Annotated in this window: 16 protein-coding genes; 11 read left to right on the forward strand and 5 right to left on the reverse strand. The window is 72.8% G+C overall.

Annotation, left to right across the window (positions count from 1 at the left end):
- Positions 1-235: 235 nt before the first annotated feature.
- Positions 236-697 (reverse strand): peroxiredoxin, encoded by a 462-nt coding sequence (locus tag ABT369_RS21870; protein WP_350614384.1) that lies wholly within the window; start codon positions 695-697, stop codon positions 236-238.
- A 91-nt stretch (positions 698-788) separates the two neighbouring features.
- Between ABT369_RS21870 and ABT369_RS21875 the strand changes: the two genes are divergently transcribed.
- Positions 789-1709, forward strand: coding sequence for a phosphotransferase family protein (locus tag ABT369_RS21875; protein WP_350614386.1), 921 nt, complete (start codon positions 789-791; stop codon positions 1707-1709).
- A 783-nt stretch (positions 1710-2492) separates the two neighbouring features.
- A complete protein-coding gene (locus tag ABT369_RS21880; RefSeq protein WP_350614388.1) occupies positions 2493-2702 on the forward strand; it encodes a hypothetical protein in 210 nt (69 codons plus the stop codon).
- A 241-nt stretch (positions 2703-2943) separates the two neighbouring features.
- Here the strand turns inward: ABT369_RS21880 and ABT369_RS21885 are convergent, their stop codons facing one another.
- Positions 2944-3762, reverse strand: coding sequence for a hypothetical protein (locus ABT369_RS21885; RefSeq protein ID WP_350614389.1), 819 nt, complete (start codon positions 3760-3762; stop codon positions 2944-2946).
- Between the two features lie 5 nt (positions 3763-3767).
- On the reverse strand, positions 3768-4253 hold the full coding sequence (locus ABT369_RS21890; protein ID WP_350614390.1) for a sigma-70 family RNA polymerase sigma factor: 486 nt from the start codon (positions 4251-4253) through the stop codon (positions 3768-3770).
- 328 nt (positions 4254-4581) lie between these two features.
- On the opposite strand from ABT369_RS21890, the gene ABT369_RS21895 reads away from it, so the two are divergent.
- Positions 4582-4827 carry a hypothetical protein gene (locus ABT369_RS21895; RefSeq protein WP_350614392.1) on the forward strand — a complete coding sequence of 82 codons (246 nt, stop codon included), beginning with the start codon at positions 4582-4584 and terminating at the stop codon, positions 4825-4827.
- Positions 4828-4840: 13 nt separating this feature from the next.
- Here the strand turns inward: ABT369_RS21895 and ABT369_RS21900 are convergent, their stop codons facing one another.
- Together ABT369_RS21900 and ABT369_RS21905 are read right to left on the reverse strand one after the other, a co-directional pair.
- Positions 4841-6253, reverse strand: a complete 1413-nt coding sequence (locus tag ABT369_RS21900) for a class I adenylate-forming enzyme family protein (protein WP_350614393.1) — start codon at positions 6251-6253, stop codon at positions 4841-4843.
- A complete protein-coding gene (locus ABT369_RS21905; RefSeq protein WP_350614394.1) occupies positions 6250-7341 on the reverse strand; it encodes a zinc-dependent alcohol dehydrogenase in 1092 nt (363 codons plus the stop codon). The genes ABT369_RS21900 and ABT369_RS21905 overlap by 4 nt, the downstream gene beginning before the upstream one ends.
- 288 nt (positions 7342-7629) lie before the next feature.
- Between ABT369_RS21905 and ABT369_RS21910 the strand changes: the two genes are divergently transcribed.
- The 8 genes from ABT369_RS21910 (at position 7630) to ABT369_RS21945 (ending at position 15564) form a co-directional block, all read left to right on the forward strand.
- On the forward strand, positions 7630-8181 hold the full coding sequence (locus tag ABT369_RS21910; RefSeq protein WP_350614395.1) for a 2-oxoacid:acceptor oxidoreductase family protein: 552 nt from the start codon (positions 7630-7632) through the stop codon (positions 8179-8181).
- A complete protein-coding gene (locus ABT369_RS21915; RefSeq protein WP_350614397.1) occupies positions 8178-9239 on the forward strand; it encodes a hypothetical protein in 1062 nt (353 codons plus the stop codon). The genes ABT369_RS21910 and ABT369_RS21915 overlap by 4 nt, the downstream gene beginning before the upstream one ends.
- A complete protein-coding gene (locus ABT369_RS21920; protein ID WP_350614398.1) occupies positions 9236-10006 on the forward strand; it encodes a thiamine pyrophosphate-dependent enzyme in 771 nt (256 codons plus the stop codon). The genes ABT369_RS21915 and ABT369_RS21920 overlap by 4 nt, the downstream gene beginning before the upstream one ends.
- On the forward strand, positions 10003-10722 hold the full coding sequence (locus tag ABT369_RS21925; RefSeq protein ID WP_350614399.1) for a GntR family transcriptional regulator: 720 nt from the start codon (positions 10003-10005) through the stop codon (positions 10720-10722). Before ABT369_RS21920 ends, ABT369_RS21925 begins: the two co-directional genes overlap by 4 nt.
- Entirely contained in the window at positions 10719-10943 is a 225-nt protein-coding gene (locus tag ABT369_RS21930) for a 4Fe-4S dicluster domain-containing protein (protein ID WP_350614400.1), read from the forward strand. Before ABT369_RS21925 ends, ABT369_RS21930 begins: the two co-directional genes overlap by 4 nt.
- 67 nt (positions 10944-11010) lie before the next feature.
- Positions 11011-13836 carry an FAD-binding and (Fe-S)-binding domain-containing protein gene (locus ABT369_RS21935; RefSeq protein ID WP_350614402.1) on the forward strand — a complete coding sequence of 942 codons (2826 nt, stop codon included), beginning with the start codon at positions 11011-11013 and terminating at the stop codon, positions 13834-13836.
- A 32-nt stretch (positions 13837-13868) separates the two neighbouring features.
- Positions 13869-14243, forward strand: coding sequence for a GntR family transcriptional regulator (locus ABT369_RS21940; protein WP_350614404.1), 375 nt, complete (start codon positions 13869-13871; stop codon positions 14241-14243).
- Entirely contained in the window at positions 14230-15564 is a 1335-nt protein-coding gene (locus ABT369_RS21945; protein ID WP_350614406.1) for an ATP-binding cassette domain-containing protein, read from the forward strand. The genes ABT369_RS21940 and ABT369_RS21945 overlap by 14 nt, the downstream gene beginning before the upstream one ends.
- Positions 15565-15591: the final 27 nt, after the last annotated feature.

Here is a 15591-nt window from a genome sequence, read left to right on the forward strand (position 1 = left end):
GAAGGTGGCCAAGGCGCAGCTACGCGCCCGCCTCCGCGGACCGCAACCGGCCGCGTAGCGTCGCGGCTCCGGCGGGAAGGTGGCCAAGGCGCAGCTGCGCGCCCGCCTCCGCGGACCGCAACCGGCCGCGTAGCGTCAGCCGCCGTGACCGACGGCGGAGGGTGAGGCCACGGGAGTAACGGTCCGCACCACGACGGACATCGCGGTAGCTCGCTGCTGCTGTTGCTTTTTGCTGTTACTGCGAGCGGGCCTGGAGCGCCTCGAGGGCCTTGTCGGCGTGGACGTCCATGCGAATCTCGCTCTTGACGACGGCGAGCACGCGGCGGTCGGTGTCGATGACGAACGTCGCGCGCTTCGTCGGGATGAGGCCGCCGCCCAGCCCGCGCTTCACGCCGAACTGCTCGCGGACGGTGCCCACGGGGTCGGACAGCAGCGGGTAGCCGAGGCTGTGCTTGGTCGCGAACTCGGCCTGCTTCGCGACCTCGTCGCCGCTGATGCCGACCGGCTGCCCGCCGGCCTCACGCAGCTCGCCGGCCATGTCGCGGAAGTGGCAGGCCTCGCGGGTGCAGCCGGCGGTGAGCGCGGCAGGGTAGAAGAACAGGACGACCGGGCCACCCTCCAGCAGCGTGCTGAGCCTGCGCGGGGTGCCGGTCTCATCGGGCAGTTCGAAGTCCTCGACCACGTCGCCGACCTGCATTGGGGCTCCTTCCCGGGAACGTCTCGCGGTCAATCCTGCCCCGCGACCCGGCGCCGGCGATGAGCGGGGTGACGGCGCCTAGGATGACGCGGTGACGATCGGACTCGATGCGGTGCGCGCGGCGCTGCTGGAGGCCTGCCCGGGCCTCGGAGTCGGCGACATCCGGCCGCTGGACGCCGGCTACACCAGCCGCCAGTGGGTCGCCGACACCGACGAGGGCCCGCTGCTGGCCAAGACCCCGATCCGCAACCCCGACCCCGCACACCTGCGCCGCCTCATCGCCGCGACCCGCCGCGCCGCCGACGGGGGTGTGCCGGTGGTACGTTTCCGGGCCCTGCTGCCACACTCGGCGGACGTGGGCGGCCCGCTGCTCGTGCAGGAGTACCAGGACGGCACCCCCGCCGACGGCGCCTGGTCCACCATGGACGCCGCCGCCCGCCTCGCGTTCGCCACCGACCTCGGCACCGTGGTAGGCCAAATCCACGCCTGCACCGGCCCCTGGTTCGGCGACGTGCTCGGCCGCTCCCAACGCCCGGACGCGCGCACGTTCCTGCACACTCGGGTCGGCGAGCAGCTGTCCAGGGCCCCGGGCGTACTGTCGCCGGAGCTGATCGACCGCGCGGGCGCGGCGCTGCACCGGGCCATCGACGACGTACCACCCGACGCCCCGCCGTCCCTGGTCCACGGCGACCTGTGGCGCCCGAACCTGCTCCTGCGCGCCGGTCGCATCACGTGCGTCCTGGACTTCGAGCACGGGCGCTGGGCCGACCGGTTCCTCGACTTCGGCAAGCTGGACGAGCACATCTTCGCGACCTGGCCGGAGGGCCGCGAAGCGTTCCTGACCGCGTACGACGCGGTGCTCCCGCTCCCGGACGACTGGCAAACTCGGGTCCGGCTGGGCAACGCCATCCACGCCTTGTCGACGGCGGTATATTTCGCGCGCTGGAACCCGGAGTTCGTGCCGGAGTACGTTGCGTCATTGTCCGCGTGGCTGGACGGCGAGGAATCGTAGTTCGCCGGGTCCGTGCCGTGGCTTGCCGGGACGTTCGCAGTGAACCCGGTCGTCGTCGCGCTCGCCGACATCACCGCCGGGGCTTGGACGAGTCGGGTCCGCGGCGGCCGGGAACCGTGCCACTTCGGCGGGCGGCGCCGTTGCCGGCCGGCGCCGGGCAGCGCGTCACACTCCCACACCCGTGACTTCGCCAGCGACGTGACGCAGCTTCGAGTCGCCTCCGCGGAAACGCACTCACAGATTCGCCCGTCACCAGCAAGGCGTATTCTTCCCTGGGATTGTTCAGCTTCGGGCGAAAGCGGCGCGCCGGATTTGGCGCCAACGCGGGCATCGCTTTTCTTTGCGGGCTGATTGGTTAGGCTGGACGGTGGCTCTGTCGGGGTGATTGCCGGCGGCGTAGGCGCTGGTGATTCGAGGTCGAAGCCGGCACTCCCGTCCTCGTGCTCAAGGACAGCGGGGTGGGGGTCGCCGCCGTCGGCGATGCCGACACCGGGCGCTGGCTCTGCTGGCCCGTGGATGCGGCGCAGCTTCTCCGCATGCCGCCTCGTCAAACCCCAGTCACGCCGCCGCTGCTGTTCCTTCCGGAATTCGTCCTTCCCTGGCCACCAATTCCTCGCCTTCGTCCGATCCTGCATGGCAGCCAATTCCCGCGAGCTGAACAACCGCATCTGCCCCACGCAATGAATTATTCCAGCATTCGACCGCAACTGCGATTCTCGACCCCGCAGTAGCGCACATGGTGAACATTCCGCTGCAGGCGCCGAGGGAGGGGTCCTTCTCAAGGTGCACCTACGCCGAGAACGCGACCCGAAGCTCAAGGTCAGGAAGCTCGAAGACGCGAAGCGGCGGGGCATCGCGTTGATTTGCGAGGCATGCGGCTTCGGCTTCCACGCGACCTGCGGAGCCCGTGGCCTCGACTACATCGAATGCCACGACCGGGCACCGCTGGGTATCGACGGCAAGACCCGTGCACGCCTGGTCGATCTGGCCTGATCTGCTCCAGCTGCCACCGTATGATCCATCGCACGCCCGATTGGATGACGGTAGAGCCGCTATCGTCGCTCGTTGAGAGCAATCGTGCGGCGACCGGCGCACCTGCGCCCCTCCCGCCGGCACGCCGGTACAGCTTCGGCGAGCGCATTCGCGCTCCGAAGCCCGCTGCCCTTTCACCCCCGGTGCTGCCCACGCGGCTCCGGGTGGCGGTTGGCGCTGCGGCGCCGTGCGTGGCGGCAGGTCAGCGGGTTGCGGCGGCCTGGCGGACGGCGTCGAGGGGCAGGGCGCGGAAGCCGTACTGGGCCGAGCGCGCGAATGAGTTGGATCCTGGGACTTCGGCCAGTGGTCCGGTGAATGGGCGTGTTTCGACGCCGTCGATGAGCCAGCACCCGGCGCTGGTGAGGATGACCTGCTGATCGACGACCGGTGCGATGCGCAGGTACGGTCCGAGCTTCGAGGCGTGGGGCAGGGTGGGCCAGTACACGCCGATGAGCGCGCCGTCGGGGGCCCACAGGGATCCTGTGGCATTCGACGGGATGGGAATCCCGGACGGTCCGACGTCGGTCGGCACCCATCCGGTCGCGTGTTCCGCGACGACCGGCCCGGCGAGGGTCTCAACATGGTCGATGGTCATCTCGGCCAGTCCTGCCGGGCCTGTCGGGTCGTCGCCGCGGCGACCGGTCAGGGTGCCGTGCGCCAGGATCAGCGAGGCGCCCGCGGTGCGAACCTGGTGTATCAGCGCCGGGAGCGTCAAGCTGACGCAGGCGCTCGCGGCGTAGACCGTGTCCGAGGTGGTGGCGGTCGGGTTTGGCACTGCCGTCGCGCCGGTCCGGCCCGCATCGGACGCGGCCGGTGCCGCGCGGGTGTCATCGGCCGGATCCTGGTCGACAGACCATGCCACGGCGGCGACCCCCACGGCGACGGCCACGCAGACTGCCGTGCCGGCCAGTAGGAACCGTCGCCGACGTCGTGCGTGACGCTTGGTGGTCATGCGGTTCTGGACAGCTTCCGGGTCGGGTGTGTGGCGCAGCAGTTCGTCGCGCAGCTCGTCGAGGTCCATGGTCATCAGCTCCGTTCGGCGGGTGCGGTCATCCGCAATGTCGCCCTGGCGCGGGAGAGGTGGGATCGGACCGTGCCGGTTGAGCAGCGCAGCGTCTGGGCGATCTCGTCGTCGGTCTGGTCCAGCAGATACCGCAGGACGACGGCTGCCCGCTGCTGGGCCGGGAGTGCGGTCAGAAGCTGGGCGACGAAGTCACGCCGGGCGACGACGTCGCTGACGTCGGGTTCGGCCCGGTCGAGCAGTGACGGGTCGCCGACCGGCTGGGTGCGCCGCCGTGCCGCCCGGCGTCGATCGGAGAGGAATGTGGTCACCACGACCCGGCGTACGTACGCGAGTGGCCGTTGCGTGCCGGAGATCCGTGCCCATTTTGCGGAGACGGTCAGCAGCGCGTCGGCGAGGATGTCCTCGCCGAGGTCCCGGTCGCCGGTCAGCGCACCGGCGAAGCGGGTCAGGCCCGGCAGCTCCGCCACCAGGAACTCTTCGAATGTCAACCGTGTGCCTCTCCGTGGTCGGGCCTACCTGTCCAACGTCACGAGGCTCGCGAAATGTTGAAGGCCGGCGGCGGACTCGCTTCGTCCGCCACCGGCCGCGGGGTTGCTCAGGTGACCAGGGTTGCTCCCGGCGTCGCGTTGATGATGGTCCGCATGGCGGTGAACAGGATGTAGGAGCTGCATAGGCCCCCGACGGCATGGGAACCGCAGTCACGCAAGAAGGGGCTCGGTCTCGCCCGCCAATCCGTACCAGAACGGCTATCCGGGCCTGCGCACCGAGTGCGCGGGCGGCGAGGTCGAGGGCAGGCTCCTGCCCGATATCTACACCGTGGGCGCCGTCGCCGGCAGCGGCACGCAGATCCCGAACGGCCGGGTCAGCGTGACCATGGTGTTCGACCTGTACGAAAGCGACCACTGCTTCAACGATGACCTGGACGGCCGGGTCTACGGCGGGTACAACTGGGTCCGCCCCGGCCAGCCGCAGAGCGGCACCGTCTACGTCCCGATGCAGTACGAGAGCGGCGACGACAGCGTGACGTTCGCCTACCTCATCGAGGTGACCAAGGTCGGCTGAAACCGCCGCTGCGTCAGTCGCCCTCGACCAGCTTGCGCAGGCGGGTGCGCTGGATCTGGCCGGTCGCCGGGGTGCGGGGGATGGCGTCCACGACGTGGACCCGGCGCGGCTGCTTGAACGACGCCAGGCGGCCGGCGACATGGGCGCGGACCTCGGCGACCGTGGGCGGCTCGGCGCCGGGCGGCACGACGAGCACCGCGCAGACCACCTCGCCCCAGCGCGGGTCTGGAACGCCGACGACGGCCAGGTCCAGTGTGCCCGGCAGGTCGCGCAGCGCGTGCTCGACCTCGGCCGGGCCGACCGACTCGCCGCCGGTGCGGATCACCTCGCGGGTGCGGCCGGTCAGATAGAGGTACCCGTCGGCGTCGAGGCGGCCGACGTCGCCGGAGCGGTACACGCCGCCGTCGAGAGGGTCGGCGCCGAGGTAGCCGTTCATGAGCGCCGGGCCGCTCGTGCACACCTCGGCGTCCGCGTCCAGCCACAGGGCGTTCGGGGTCGCGGGGCGTCCGACGCTGCCGGGGTGGGTCGCGAGCTCCCAGTCGTGCAGGGCGGCCATGCGGCCGGCCTCCGTCGAACCGTACAGGATCGTGGTCGTCGTGCCCGGCAGCCGCGACTTGATGCGCTCGACGAGGTCGGCGGCGACGGCGGACGTGCCGGTGTCGGCGTGCAGCAGGGAGCGCAGGTCGGCGCGCCGGTGCTCGGGGTCGAGGAGACGCTCCCACACGGCCGGGATGCAGTACAGCGCGGAGGGCCGGCGGCGCTCCACGACGTCGATCATGTCGGCGGCGTCGGCCCGGCGGACCAGGTGCACGGCGGTGCGGTGCTGCCACGCCTCCATGACGTAGTGCCAGCCGCCGTAGTGGTACAGCGGGAAGGTGCACACTACGCCGCCGTCGCCGCGCAGGCCGCTGGTGAACGTGCCGCCGCCCGGGGCCGCGCGCAGCCAGCTCGCCCGGTGGCTGACCAGGGCGCCCTTCGGGGTGCCGGTGCTGCCGCTGGTGAGGTACAGGATGTGCGGCTCGCGATCGTCGACGGGCACCCGCGCGAATCCGGGGGCGCCGCCGTCCAGGGTGGACGGTGGGAGTACCGATGCGGAGAAGTCCACATCGGACAGGACGACCTTCGGGTCCACATAGGAGCGGATGCGGTCGCGCTCCTCGCCGGGCAGGGCGGGGTTCACGGGTGCGAACAGCGCGCCGAGCCGGGCGCACGCGACGAACACCTCGACCGAGCGCAGCGTCGGCGTCACGCACCACAGCACCGTGTCGCCGCGGCCCACGCCCAGCCCGGCCAGCGCGTTCGCGGTGCGGTCGGCCCGCGCGTCGAGCTCGCGGAACGTCAGCTGCTGGGGCCCGAGGGTGGCGGCGAGCCGGTCCGGCACGGTCAGCGCCGCCGAGGTCACGATGTCGCCGATGAGCAGGCTCACGCGCGGGTCTCCCAGTCGAAGAGGTCCACCTGGGCCGGGCCGAGCGCGGCGTGCTTCGACTTGTACCGCGTGATCTCCAACGCCTCCGGCAACGCCTCGACCCCGTGCAGCCGATGGCTGATCAACCCTTGCACGTCCACGTCGCCGCGGTGCACCAGGCGCAGCGCGTGCTCGAAGACGCTGCTGCCGGGCGCGTAGCCGCCGGCCCCGGAGCGCGGGTGCAGCACCGACACCGACCGCTCGCGCAGCAGGGCGAGCGGGGCGGGGGCGTGGCTGGGCAGTACCGACACCATGACGATTGTGCCGCCGCGCCGGACGCACCGGGCCGCCTGCTCGAATTCGCCCGCGCACTCGAAGACGACGTCGGCGCCGATGCCCTCGGTGGCCTCCAGGACCCGGGCGACCACGTCCTCGCGGGTGGCGTCGATGACCAGGCCGGCCCCGGAGCGCTCGGCGAGCGCGCGCTTGGCCTCGCTGCGGCCGGTCGCGATGACCAGCCCCGCGTTGCCGCGCCGCGCGACCTGGGTGTGCAGCACGCCCATGACGCCGGCGCCGATCGCGAGCACGGTGTCGCCGGGCCGTACGGCGGCGATCGCGTGCCCGTGGATCGCGCCCGCCAGGGGCTGCACGGCCGCGGCGTGGGCCGCGGGGACTCCGTCGGGAACGCGTACGACCGTCCGGGCCGGGACGAGCACCCGCTCGGCGAACGCGCCCGGCCCCGTGAAGCCGAGCACGCTGGGGGAGGGGCACGCGTCCGGCCGGTTGCGGCGGCACGCGGCGCACCGGCCGCAGGTGGCGGTCTCCACGGCGGTGACCCGATCGCCGATGGCCAGGTCCCCCGGCGCGCCGGGGCCGACGGCGCTGATCACGCCGGCGAACTCGTGGCCGCCGAAGCGGGTCGGGCCGGCCGCCAGGCGCTCGGCGAGGACGGTGTGCATGGCGATCGGCTCCCCGGCCAGCAGCATGCATTCGGTGACGCTCGGCTGGACGCAGGCCACGTCGATGACGACCTCGCCCGGGCCGGGCACGGGGTCGGGGACTTCCTCGACGGCCACGTCGCCGAAGCCGCGCATTACCAGTGCCCGCATTTCGCGACCTCCCTTGACGCTCGAATCAGATTTTGTATTCAATATTCAAACCGCGTCAAGGCCCGGCGAGCCGGGTCGGGGCTCGGAGGACGGGGTCAGGGCTCGGAGGACCGGGTGAAGGCCCGGCGAGCCGGGTCGGGGCTCGGAGGACGGGGTCAAGGCCCGGCGAACCGCGTCAAGGCCCTGCGAACCGAAAAAAGGCTCAGAGCGCCGCAAAGAGGCTCGGAGCACCGTAAAGACGCCCGTAGAACCGCGAAGAGGTCCGGGGAGACAGTGAAGGAGGCGCGCGTGGAGCGTGAGGTGCTCGTCACCGGCACCGGCGGCCAGGGCATCCAGCTGCTGGCCAAGACCCTGGCCCTCGCCGCCACCCACGAGGGCCGGTACGCGATGCTGGCCGCCGACTACGGCGGCGAGATGCGCGGCGGCCCGTCGAAGGCCGGCGTGGTCATCGGCGACGCCCCGCTCAAGGCGCTGCCCATCCTGCCGTCGGCCTGGTCGGCGATCTTCGCCCACCATCGTCACAGCGAGGGCGTCGAGGAGCGGCTGCGCGCCGGCGCCCTGGTCCTGGCGAACACCCCGCTGGTCGACCCGGAGGCGTTCCGCGACGACCTGCGGGTGTTCGCGGTCGACGCCGGGGCCGTCGCCAAGAGCGTCGAGGCGCCGAGCGCGTCCGGGTTCGTGCTGCTGGGCGCGTACAACGCCCTGACCGGCATGGTCGGCGCCGGGGCGCTCGTCTCGGCGATGGAGGAGCTGTTGCCCCCGTACCGCCGACAGCATGCCGCCGCCAACGCCCGCGCGCTCGAAGCGGGCGCCCAAGCCCTGGAGGGGGCTGCCGTATGACGCTCGAACTGCTGGAGGGCTCCGCGGCCATCGCCGAGGCCGCCATCGCCGCCGGGTGCCGGTTCTTCGCCGGCTACCCCATGTCGCCCTTCACCGGACTGCTGGAGCAGATGTCCCGGCGCCTGCCCGCGGCCGGGGGCGTGTGCCTCAACGCCGAGAGCGAGATCGAGGGCGTCAACATGACCCTCGGCGCCGCCGCGGCCGGGGCCCGGGCCGCCACCGGCTCCTGCGGGCAGGGCATCGCGCTCATGCAGGAGGCGATCGCCGAGGCCGCGCTCAACGAGACCCCGTTCGTCGTGTTCAACATGGCGCGCAACCAGCAGGATTACTTCCAGGCCACCCGGGGCGGCGGCTGGGGCGACTATCGTACGATCACCCTGGCCCCCAAGGACATCCCCGAGGCCGTCGAGCACACCCAGCTGCTGTTCCACCTGGCCGACAAGCATCGGGCGCCGGTCGTACTGTACGGAGACCCCCTCATCGCCCAGACGCGCGTCGGCGTCGAGGTCGGGCGCCGGGACTTCGGCGAGCTGCCCCCCAAGGACTGGGCGCTGGACGGCACCGGCGGCGGCACCGGGCAGAGCCGGCAGGTGTGGACGTGGGCGATGGGCAAGGCGACCGCGCCCGGGCTCGGCCCCGACGGGCACTGGCGGGCCATCGCCGAGAAGTTCGACCGCATCAACGAGCTCGAGGCGCGCCATGAGCAGGCGGACTGCGACGGCGCCGAGACCGTCGTGGTCGCGTTCGGCTCGGCCGCCAAGTTCGTCGAGCACGTCGTGGGGGAGCTGCGCTCGGAGGGGTACGACATCGGGTGGTTCCGCCCGATCACGCTGTGGCCCTTCCCCGGCGACGCGCTCGCCGCGGCGACCCGGACCGCGAAGAACGTCCTCGTGTTCGAGCTCAACGGCGGGCAGATGGTCGACGACGTGCGCATCCACGCCCACGACCGCCGGGCCGTGCGGTTCATCGGGGGCGTGAGCATCGCCGAGTCGGGGCTGTCGTACGGCCCGCTGCTCGACGCTCCCGTGCTCAAGCGCCGCATCCTGGAGGCACTGTGACCATCGACACCACCCAGCCGCCCAGCCGCGGCGCCAAGCAGGTCGCCGACTTCAAGCCCAGCCTCATCCTCGGCGAGCACTCGCTGTGCCCCGGCTGCGGCGAGCCCGTCGCCCTGCGCATCCTGCTCGAGGTGCTGCAGGAGCTCGACATCGTGCAGAAGACCATCGGCGTCGTCGGCCACGGCTGCTACGGCAGCTTCGTGCGGATCATGGACGTCGACGTGCTGCAGTGCCTGCACGGCCGCGCTCCCGCCTGCGCCACCGGCATCAAGCGCGTGCGCCCCGGCGTCGCGGTGTTCACGCTGCAGGGCGACGGCGACATGGCCAACGAGGGCCTGCAGGAGGTCCTGCACGCGGCCGCCCGCGGCGAGAACATCACCTGCGTCATGCTCAACAACGGCGTGTTCGGCGACACGGGCGGCCAGCAGACCGCCACCACGGTGCTCGGCCAGCGCACGAAGACCAGCATCGACGGCCGCGACCCGGAGACCCACGGCTACCCGATCCCGGTCGCGGATCTCGTCGCGGGGCTGCGCGGCGTCGGCTACGTGGCCCGGGGTGCGGTCTCCACGGCCGGAGCGGTACTGCAGACGAAGCGCATGATCAAGCGAGCCTTCGAGACCCAGCTGGCCGGCGGCGGCTTCTCGCTCGTGGAGATCCTCACCATGTGCCCGACCGGCTGGTTCGTGCCCACCGCCGAGGGGCCCACGTATCAGCAGGACACGATGGAGCAGACCTATCCGCTCGGTGAAATCATCAAGCCGTGAAACTCGAACGGGCCAACACCAGCGAGGCCGTCGCCGCCTACGTGCTCGGCCGCCTCTTCGCCGGCGAGCTCACCAGCGGCCAGCGGCTCGACCTCGACGCCATCGCCGAGGAGCTGGGCGTGAGCCGCGTGCCGGTCCGGGAGGGGCTCATCCAGCTCGAGCGCGACGGGCTCGTCGAGCGCGCCCACTACAAGCGCGCGTTCGTCGCCGAGTTCGACGACTCGACGGTCCGGGAGGCCTTCGAGCTGTACGGCATGCTGAGCGCCCTGACCAACCGGAGGGTGGCTCGCCGGGGTGACCCGGGCGTGCTGGAGGAGCTCGCGAAGCTCGACGAGGCCCTGGCCGGCTGCGACGACCCGGACACGTTCGAGGCCCTCGCCCGCGAGTTCCGCCGCGTCGTCAACGTCGCCGGCGCCGGCAACCACCTGCGGGCGCTGCTGCGCTCGTTCTCCGGGCTCGTGCCGGTCGCGGCCCGCTTCGCCATCGACGACGCCCTCGCCGACGAGCGGGCCGCCCTGCACGCCGAGTTCGTGGCGCTGCGCAGCGGCCGCCCGGCCGCGGCGGGGGAGGCGGCCCTGGCCCATATCCGGCTCACCGCCGCCAACGCGATCGCCGCCCTGCGCCGCCGCGGTGTGTTCGGCGCGGCCGGCACGTCAGACATGTCAGAAGAGGGCTGGGACGACGTCACCAGCGTGGTCGAAGGGAGCCAAGCGTGAGCCGGACCACTCGCGGCACGCTCGTCATCGCCGCCGACAAGTGCAAGGGCTGCGAGCTGTGCGTGGCCGCCTGCCCCCCGCAGGTGCTCGCCATGTCGGCCGAAGTCAACGAGCTGGGGTACCGTTTCCCTGTCCTGCACGATGGGTGCACCGGCTGCACGGCCTGTCAGGTCGTGTGCCCGGATTACGTGTTCTCGGTCTACCGGTACACGAGCCCTTGATCGACCGGGCCGCCGTCTACCATGTCGGGGACCGAGTCCGAGCAGGTGTACGAGCGGCAAGAGGGACATGAGCGACGAACTGATCGACCGTCTCGCCCGGGCGGGTGTGGTGGATGTGCTCACCGACGACGCCCACCGCTCCGCGTACGCCAGCGACGCCTCGCTGTACCGGGTCGTCCCGCGCGCGGTCGTGCGGCCCCGCGGCGACGAGGACGTCGCGGCGACGCTCGACGTGTGCCGGGCGCTCGGCGTGCCGATCACCGCTCGCGGCGCGGGCACCTCCGTGGCCGGCAACGCGATCGGCCGCGGCGTCGTGCTCGACTTCAGCCGCCACATGGACAAGGTCCTGGAGGTGGACCCGGGCACCCGCACCGCCCGGGTGCAGGCGGGTGCGGTGCACGCCACCCTGCAGGCCGCGGCCCGGCCGCACGCCCTGCGCTTCGGCCCGGATCCCTCGACGCACACGCGGTGCACGATCGGCGGGATGATCGGGAACAACTCGTGCGGGTCGCGCACCCTCGGGTACGGCCGGACCTCGGACAACGTCGTCGGGCTGGACGCGCTCACGATCGACGGCGAGCGGTTCTCCACCGGGCGCGACGAGCGCGGGCGGCCCACCCTGGAGGGGGCCAAGGCGATCGCGGACACCCTCCAGGCCGTCGTGGGCGGCCACCTCGCCGTCGCCCGCACCGAGTTCGCGACGTTCCCCCGGCAGGTCTCGGGCTACGCCGTCGAGCACCTGCTGCCCGAGCGCGGCCTCGACCTGACCGGCCTGCTCGTCGGCAGCGAGGGCACCCTGGCGGTGGTGACCGAGGCGACGGTACGGCTGGTGGTCGACCCGAAGCACCGCCTGCTGGTCGTGCTCGGGTATCCCGACTTCGGCACCGCCGGCGACGTGGTGCCCACGATCCTCGGCTTCGACCCGACCGCCTGCGAGGGCATCGACTCGCGCATCGTCGAGGTCGTGCGCAGCCGCCGCGGCCCCGACGCCGTGCCGCCGCTGCCGGGCGGCACCGCGTGGCTGTTCGTCGAGATCGCCGGCGACGACCTCGACGAGTGCCGCGAGCGGGCCGGGCGCCTCGCCGCGCAGGCCGGGGCCGTCGACACGCTCGTGGTCGAGGACACCGCGAAGGCCGCCCCGCTCTGGCGCATCCGCGAGGACGGTGCCGGCCTGGCCGGGCGGGCGCCGTCCGGGCTGCCCGCGCACGCCGGCTGGGAGGACGCGGCCGTCCCGCCCGCCCGCATCGGCGACTACCTGCGCGACTTCGACGCGCTCGTCGAGCGGCACGGGCTCAGCGCGATGCCGTACGGCCACCTCGGCGACGGCTGCGTCCACGTCCGGCTCGACTACCCGCTCGACCGGCCGGGCGGCACCGCGAAGTTCCGCGCGTTCCTCGAGGACGCGGCCGACCTCGTGGTCAGCTACGGCGGCTCGCTGTCCGGCGAGCACGGCGACGGCCGGGCCCGCAGCGAGCTGCTGCCGCGCATGTACTCCGCCGAGGCGATGGACCTCTTCCGCGCCGTCAAGCAGGCCTTCGACCCCGGCAACCTGCTCAACCCGGGCGTGCTCGTCGACCCCGACCCGGTCGACGCCGACGTGCGGGTGGCCTCGGGCCGCCCGGTCAAGCAGCCGCTCGCGTTCGGCTACCACGCCGATCACGGCGACTTCAACCAGGCCGTGCACCGCTGCACCGGCGTGGGCAAGTGCCGCGCCGACACCACCGTGCTCGGCGGCGTCATGTGCCCGTCGTTCCTGGCCACCCGCAACGAGAAGGACTCGACCCGCGGCCGGGCCCGGGTGCTGCAGGAGATGCTCGACGGCGACCTCGCCCCCGACTGGCGCGCGCCCGCCCTGCACGACGCCCTCGACCTGTGCCTGTCCTGCAAGGGCTGCGCGTCGGACTGCCCGACCGGTATCGACATGGCCGCCTACAAGGCCGAGGTCCTGCACCAGGGCTACAAGGGCCGGGTCCGCCCGCGCTCGCACTACTCGCTGGGCCGGCTGCCGATGTGGTCGCGGCTGGCGTCCCGGCTGCCCCGCCTGGCCAACGCGATGACCTCGGCGCCCGGCCTGCGCAACCTCGCGCTCTTCGCCGCGGGCGTCGACTCCCGCCGCTCGATCCCGAAGTTCGCCCCCAAGACGTTCCGCCGCTGGTTCCGGGGCCGCGCGGTCGCCCCGGGAACACCCGTCCTGCTGTTCGTGGACAGCTTCACCGACCACTTCGCCCCCGGCATCGCCCAGGCCGCCGTCGAGGTGCTCACCGCGGCCGGCTACGCGCCCGAGCTGACCAGCGAGTCCGCCTGCTGCGGCCTGACCTGGATCACCACCGGCCAGCTGGACGCGGCCAAGCGCATCCTCGGCTCGACGGTGGAGAAGCTCACCGACGCCGTCGAGCGCGGCGTGCCGATCGTCGGCCTCGAGCCCTCCTGCACCGGCGTGCTGCGCAGCGACCTGGTCGAACTGCTCGACACCGACGCCGCCCGCAAGGTCAGCGCCGCCACGGTCACCGTCGCCGAGCTGCTGGCCCGCACGCCGGGCTGGACCCCGCCGTCGCTGGAGGGGGTCACGGTCGTGGCCCAGCCGCACTGCCACCACCACGCGGTCATGGGCTGGGAGGCCGACGCCAAGCTGCTCAAGCAGACCGGCGCGACGGTGCGGCGGCTCGGCGGCTGCTGCGGCCTGGCCGGCAACTTCGGCGTCGAGCGCGGCCACTACGAGGTGTCCGTCGCCGTCGCCGAGCAGCAGCTCCTGCCCGCGCTCGAGCAGGCCGGGCCCGACGACGTCTTCCTCGCCGACGGGTTCTCCTGCCGCACCCAGGCCGCCGACCTTGCCGACCGGCCGGGCCAGCACCTGGTGGAGCTGCTCGCCGACGCGCTGCGCCGGAAGGCTTGACACCCCTCCAAGTCCACTAGTTCACTAGTGCAATGGTGGTTTTGACGCTCTTCCGCGTCGACCGGCGCTCCGGCACGGCCGTCTACGTCCAGCTCGTGCAGCAGGTCCGCCAGGCCGTGCGGCTGGGCCGGCTCGCCCCCGGCGACCGGCTGCCCACGGCCCGCGAGGTCTCCGAAGGCCTGGGCATCAACCCCAACACGGTGCTCAAGGCCTACCGGGAGCTCGAGCAGGCCGGGGTCGTCGAGGCGCGGCAGGGGTCGGGGACGTACGTGCGCGACCAGCCCCCGCCCCTGGACGTGGACGACCTGCGGCGCGAGCTCGCCGACTGGGTCGCCCGCGCGAGCGCCGCCGGGCTGGACCGGGCCGAGATGCACGCGCTGCTGGACGACGCCGGTGTCACCGTCTGAGCCCGCCCTGATCGCCGACGCGGTCACCCACGCCTTCGGCGGCCGGCCCGCGCTGGCGGACTGCTCGTTCGCCGTCCCCGCCGGCTCGGTGACCGCCCTGGTCGGCCGCAACGGCGCCGGTAAGACGACCCTGCTGCGCGCGGCGGCCGGCCTGCTGCACCCGGACCGCGGCACCATCACCGCCCGCGCCGGCGCCCGGATCGGGTTTCTCGCGCAGGACGCGCCGCTGTACCGGCAGCTGACCGTCGCCGAAACCCTGCGCCTCGGGGCGCGGCTCAACCCGTCGTGGGACGCGCCGTTCGCCGAGTCGGTCGCGGCCGGCATTCCGGTCTCCGCGCGCGTCGGCCGCCTGGCCCCGGGGCTTCGGGCCCGGCTCGGGCTCGCCATGGCGCTCGGCCGGCGCCCGGACCTGCTGCTGCTCGACGAGCCGCTGGCCGCCCTCGACCCCGTCGCCCGGGCCGAGGCCATCGCGGTGCTGGCACACACCCACCCTGGAGGACCTGGTGCTCGGCTGCCTGCGAGCGTCGGCGTGACGTGGCTGGCCTGGCGGACCTCGCGCCCGTACGTGCTGATCGGCGCCGGCGTCGTCGCACTGTCCACTGTGGTCCTGGTCCTCGCCGCGGCCACGGTGCAGGCCCAGCTGAACACGGACGGCCGGCCGGACTGCGTCAACCCCAACCACTGCTACCCGCACGGCGACGCCCTCGACGCCGTCCTCGCGATGCAGCTCGTCGCCGCGTTCGTGCCCACGCTGCTCGGCCTGCTGCTGGGCGTCCCCCTGTTCGCGCCGGAGCGGGCGGACGACACCGTGGCGTTCGCCCTGACCCAGTCGGTTTCGCGCGGGCGCTGGGCCCTGACGAAGTTCGCGGTCGCGGTGTCCGCCGGGGCACTCGGCACGCTCATCATCGGCCTCGTGTTCCGGCTGCAGTCGGCGCGGTACACCCTGCTGGCCAACGACACCTACGAGCTGCTGGAGCTGCTGCACCTCAACCATCCCGGGTTCATGGTGATGCGCGCGGTCCTCACCCTCGCGGTCGCCGCGCTGCTGGGCCTGACGACGGGCAGCACCCTGCGCACGGCGGTGCTGTCGGTGGTCCTGTGGCCGTTTGGGCTGATCGCGAGCTACGGCGGGCCGGCCCTGCTGCCGTTCGCGCGGGGCGGCGGCCCGGGCCCGGACCTCTCCCCGGACGACGACCGCTACTGGCTGCGCGACATCGGCTTCGCCGACCCCTTCGCGTGGACATCGGCCGCGATGACCGTCGTGTACGTGGTGCTGCTGATGCTCCTGGCCCGCACCGCGATCCGCCGGGTGCTCCACTGAACGCCACGCCGATCCACCGGATCGGCG

The sequence above is a fragment of the Dactylosporangium sp. NPDC000244 genome (assembly GCF_040300725.1).
In the GTDB taxonomy this organism is placed as follows: Bacteria; Actinomycetota; Actinomycetes; order Mycobacteriales; family Micromonosporaceae; genus Dactylosporangium.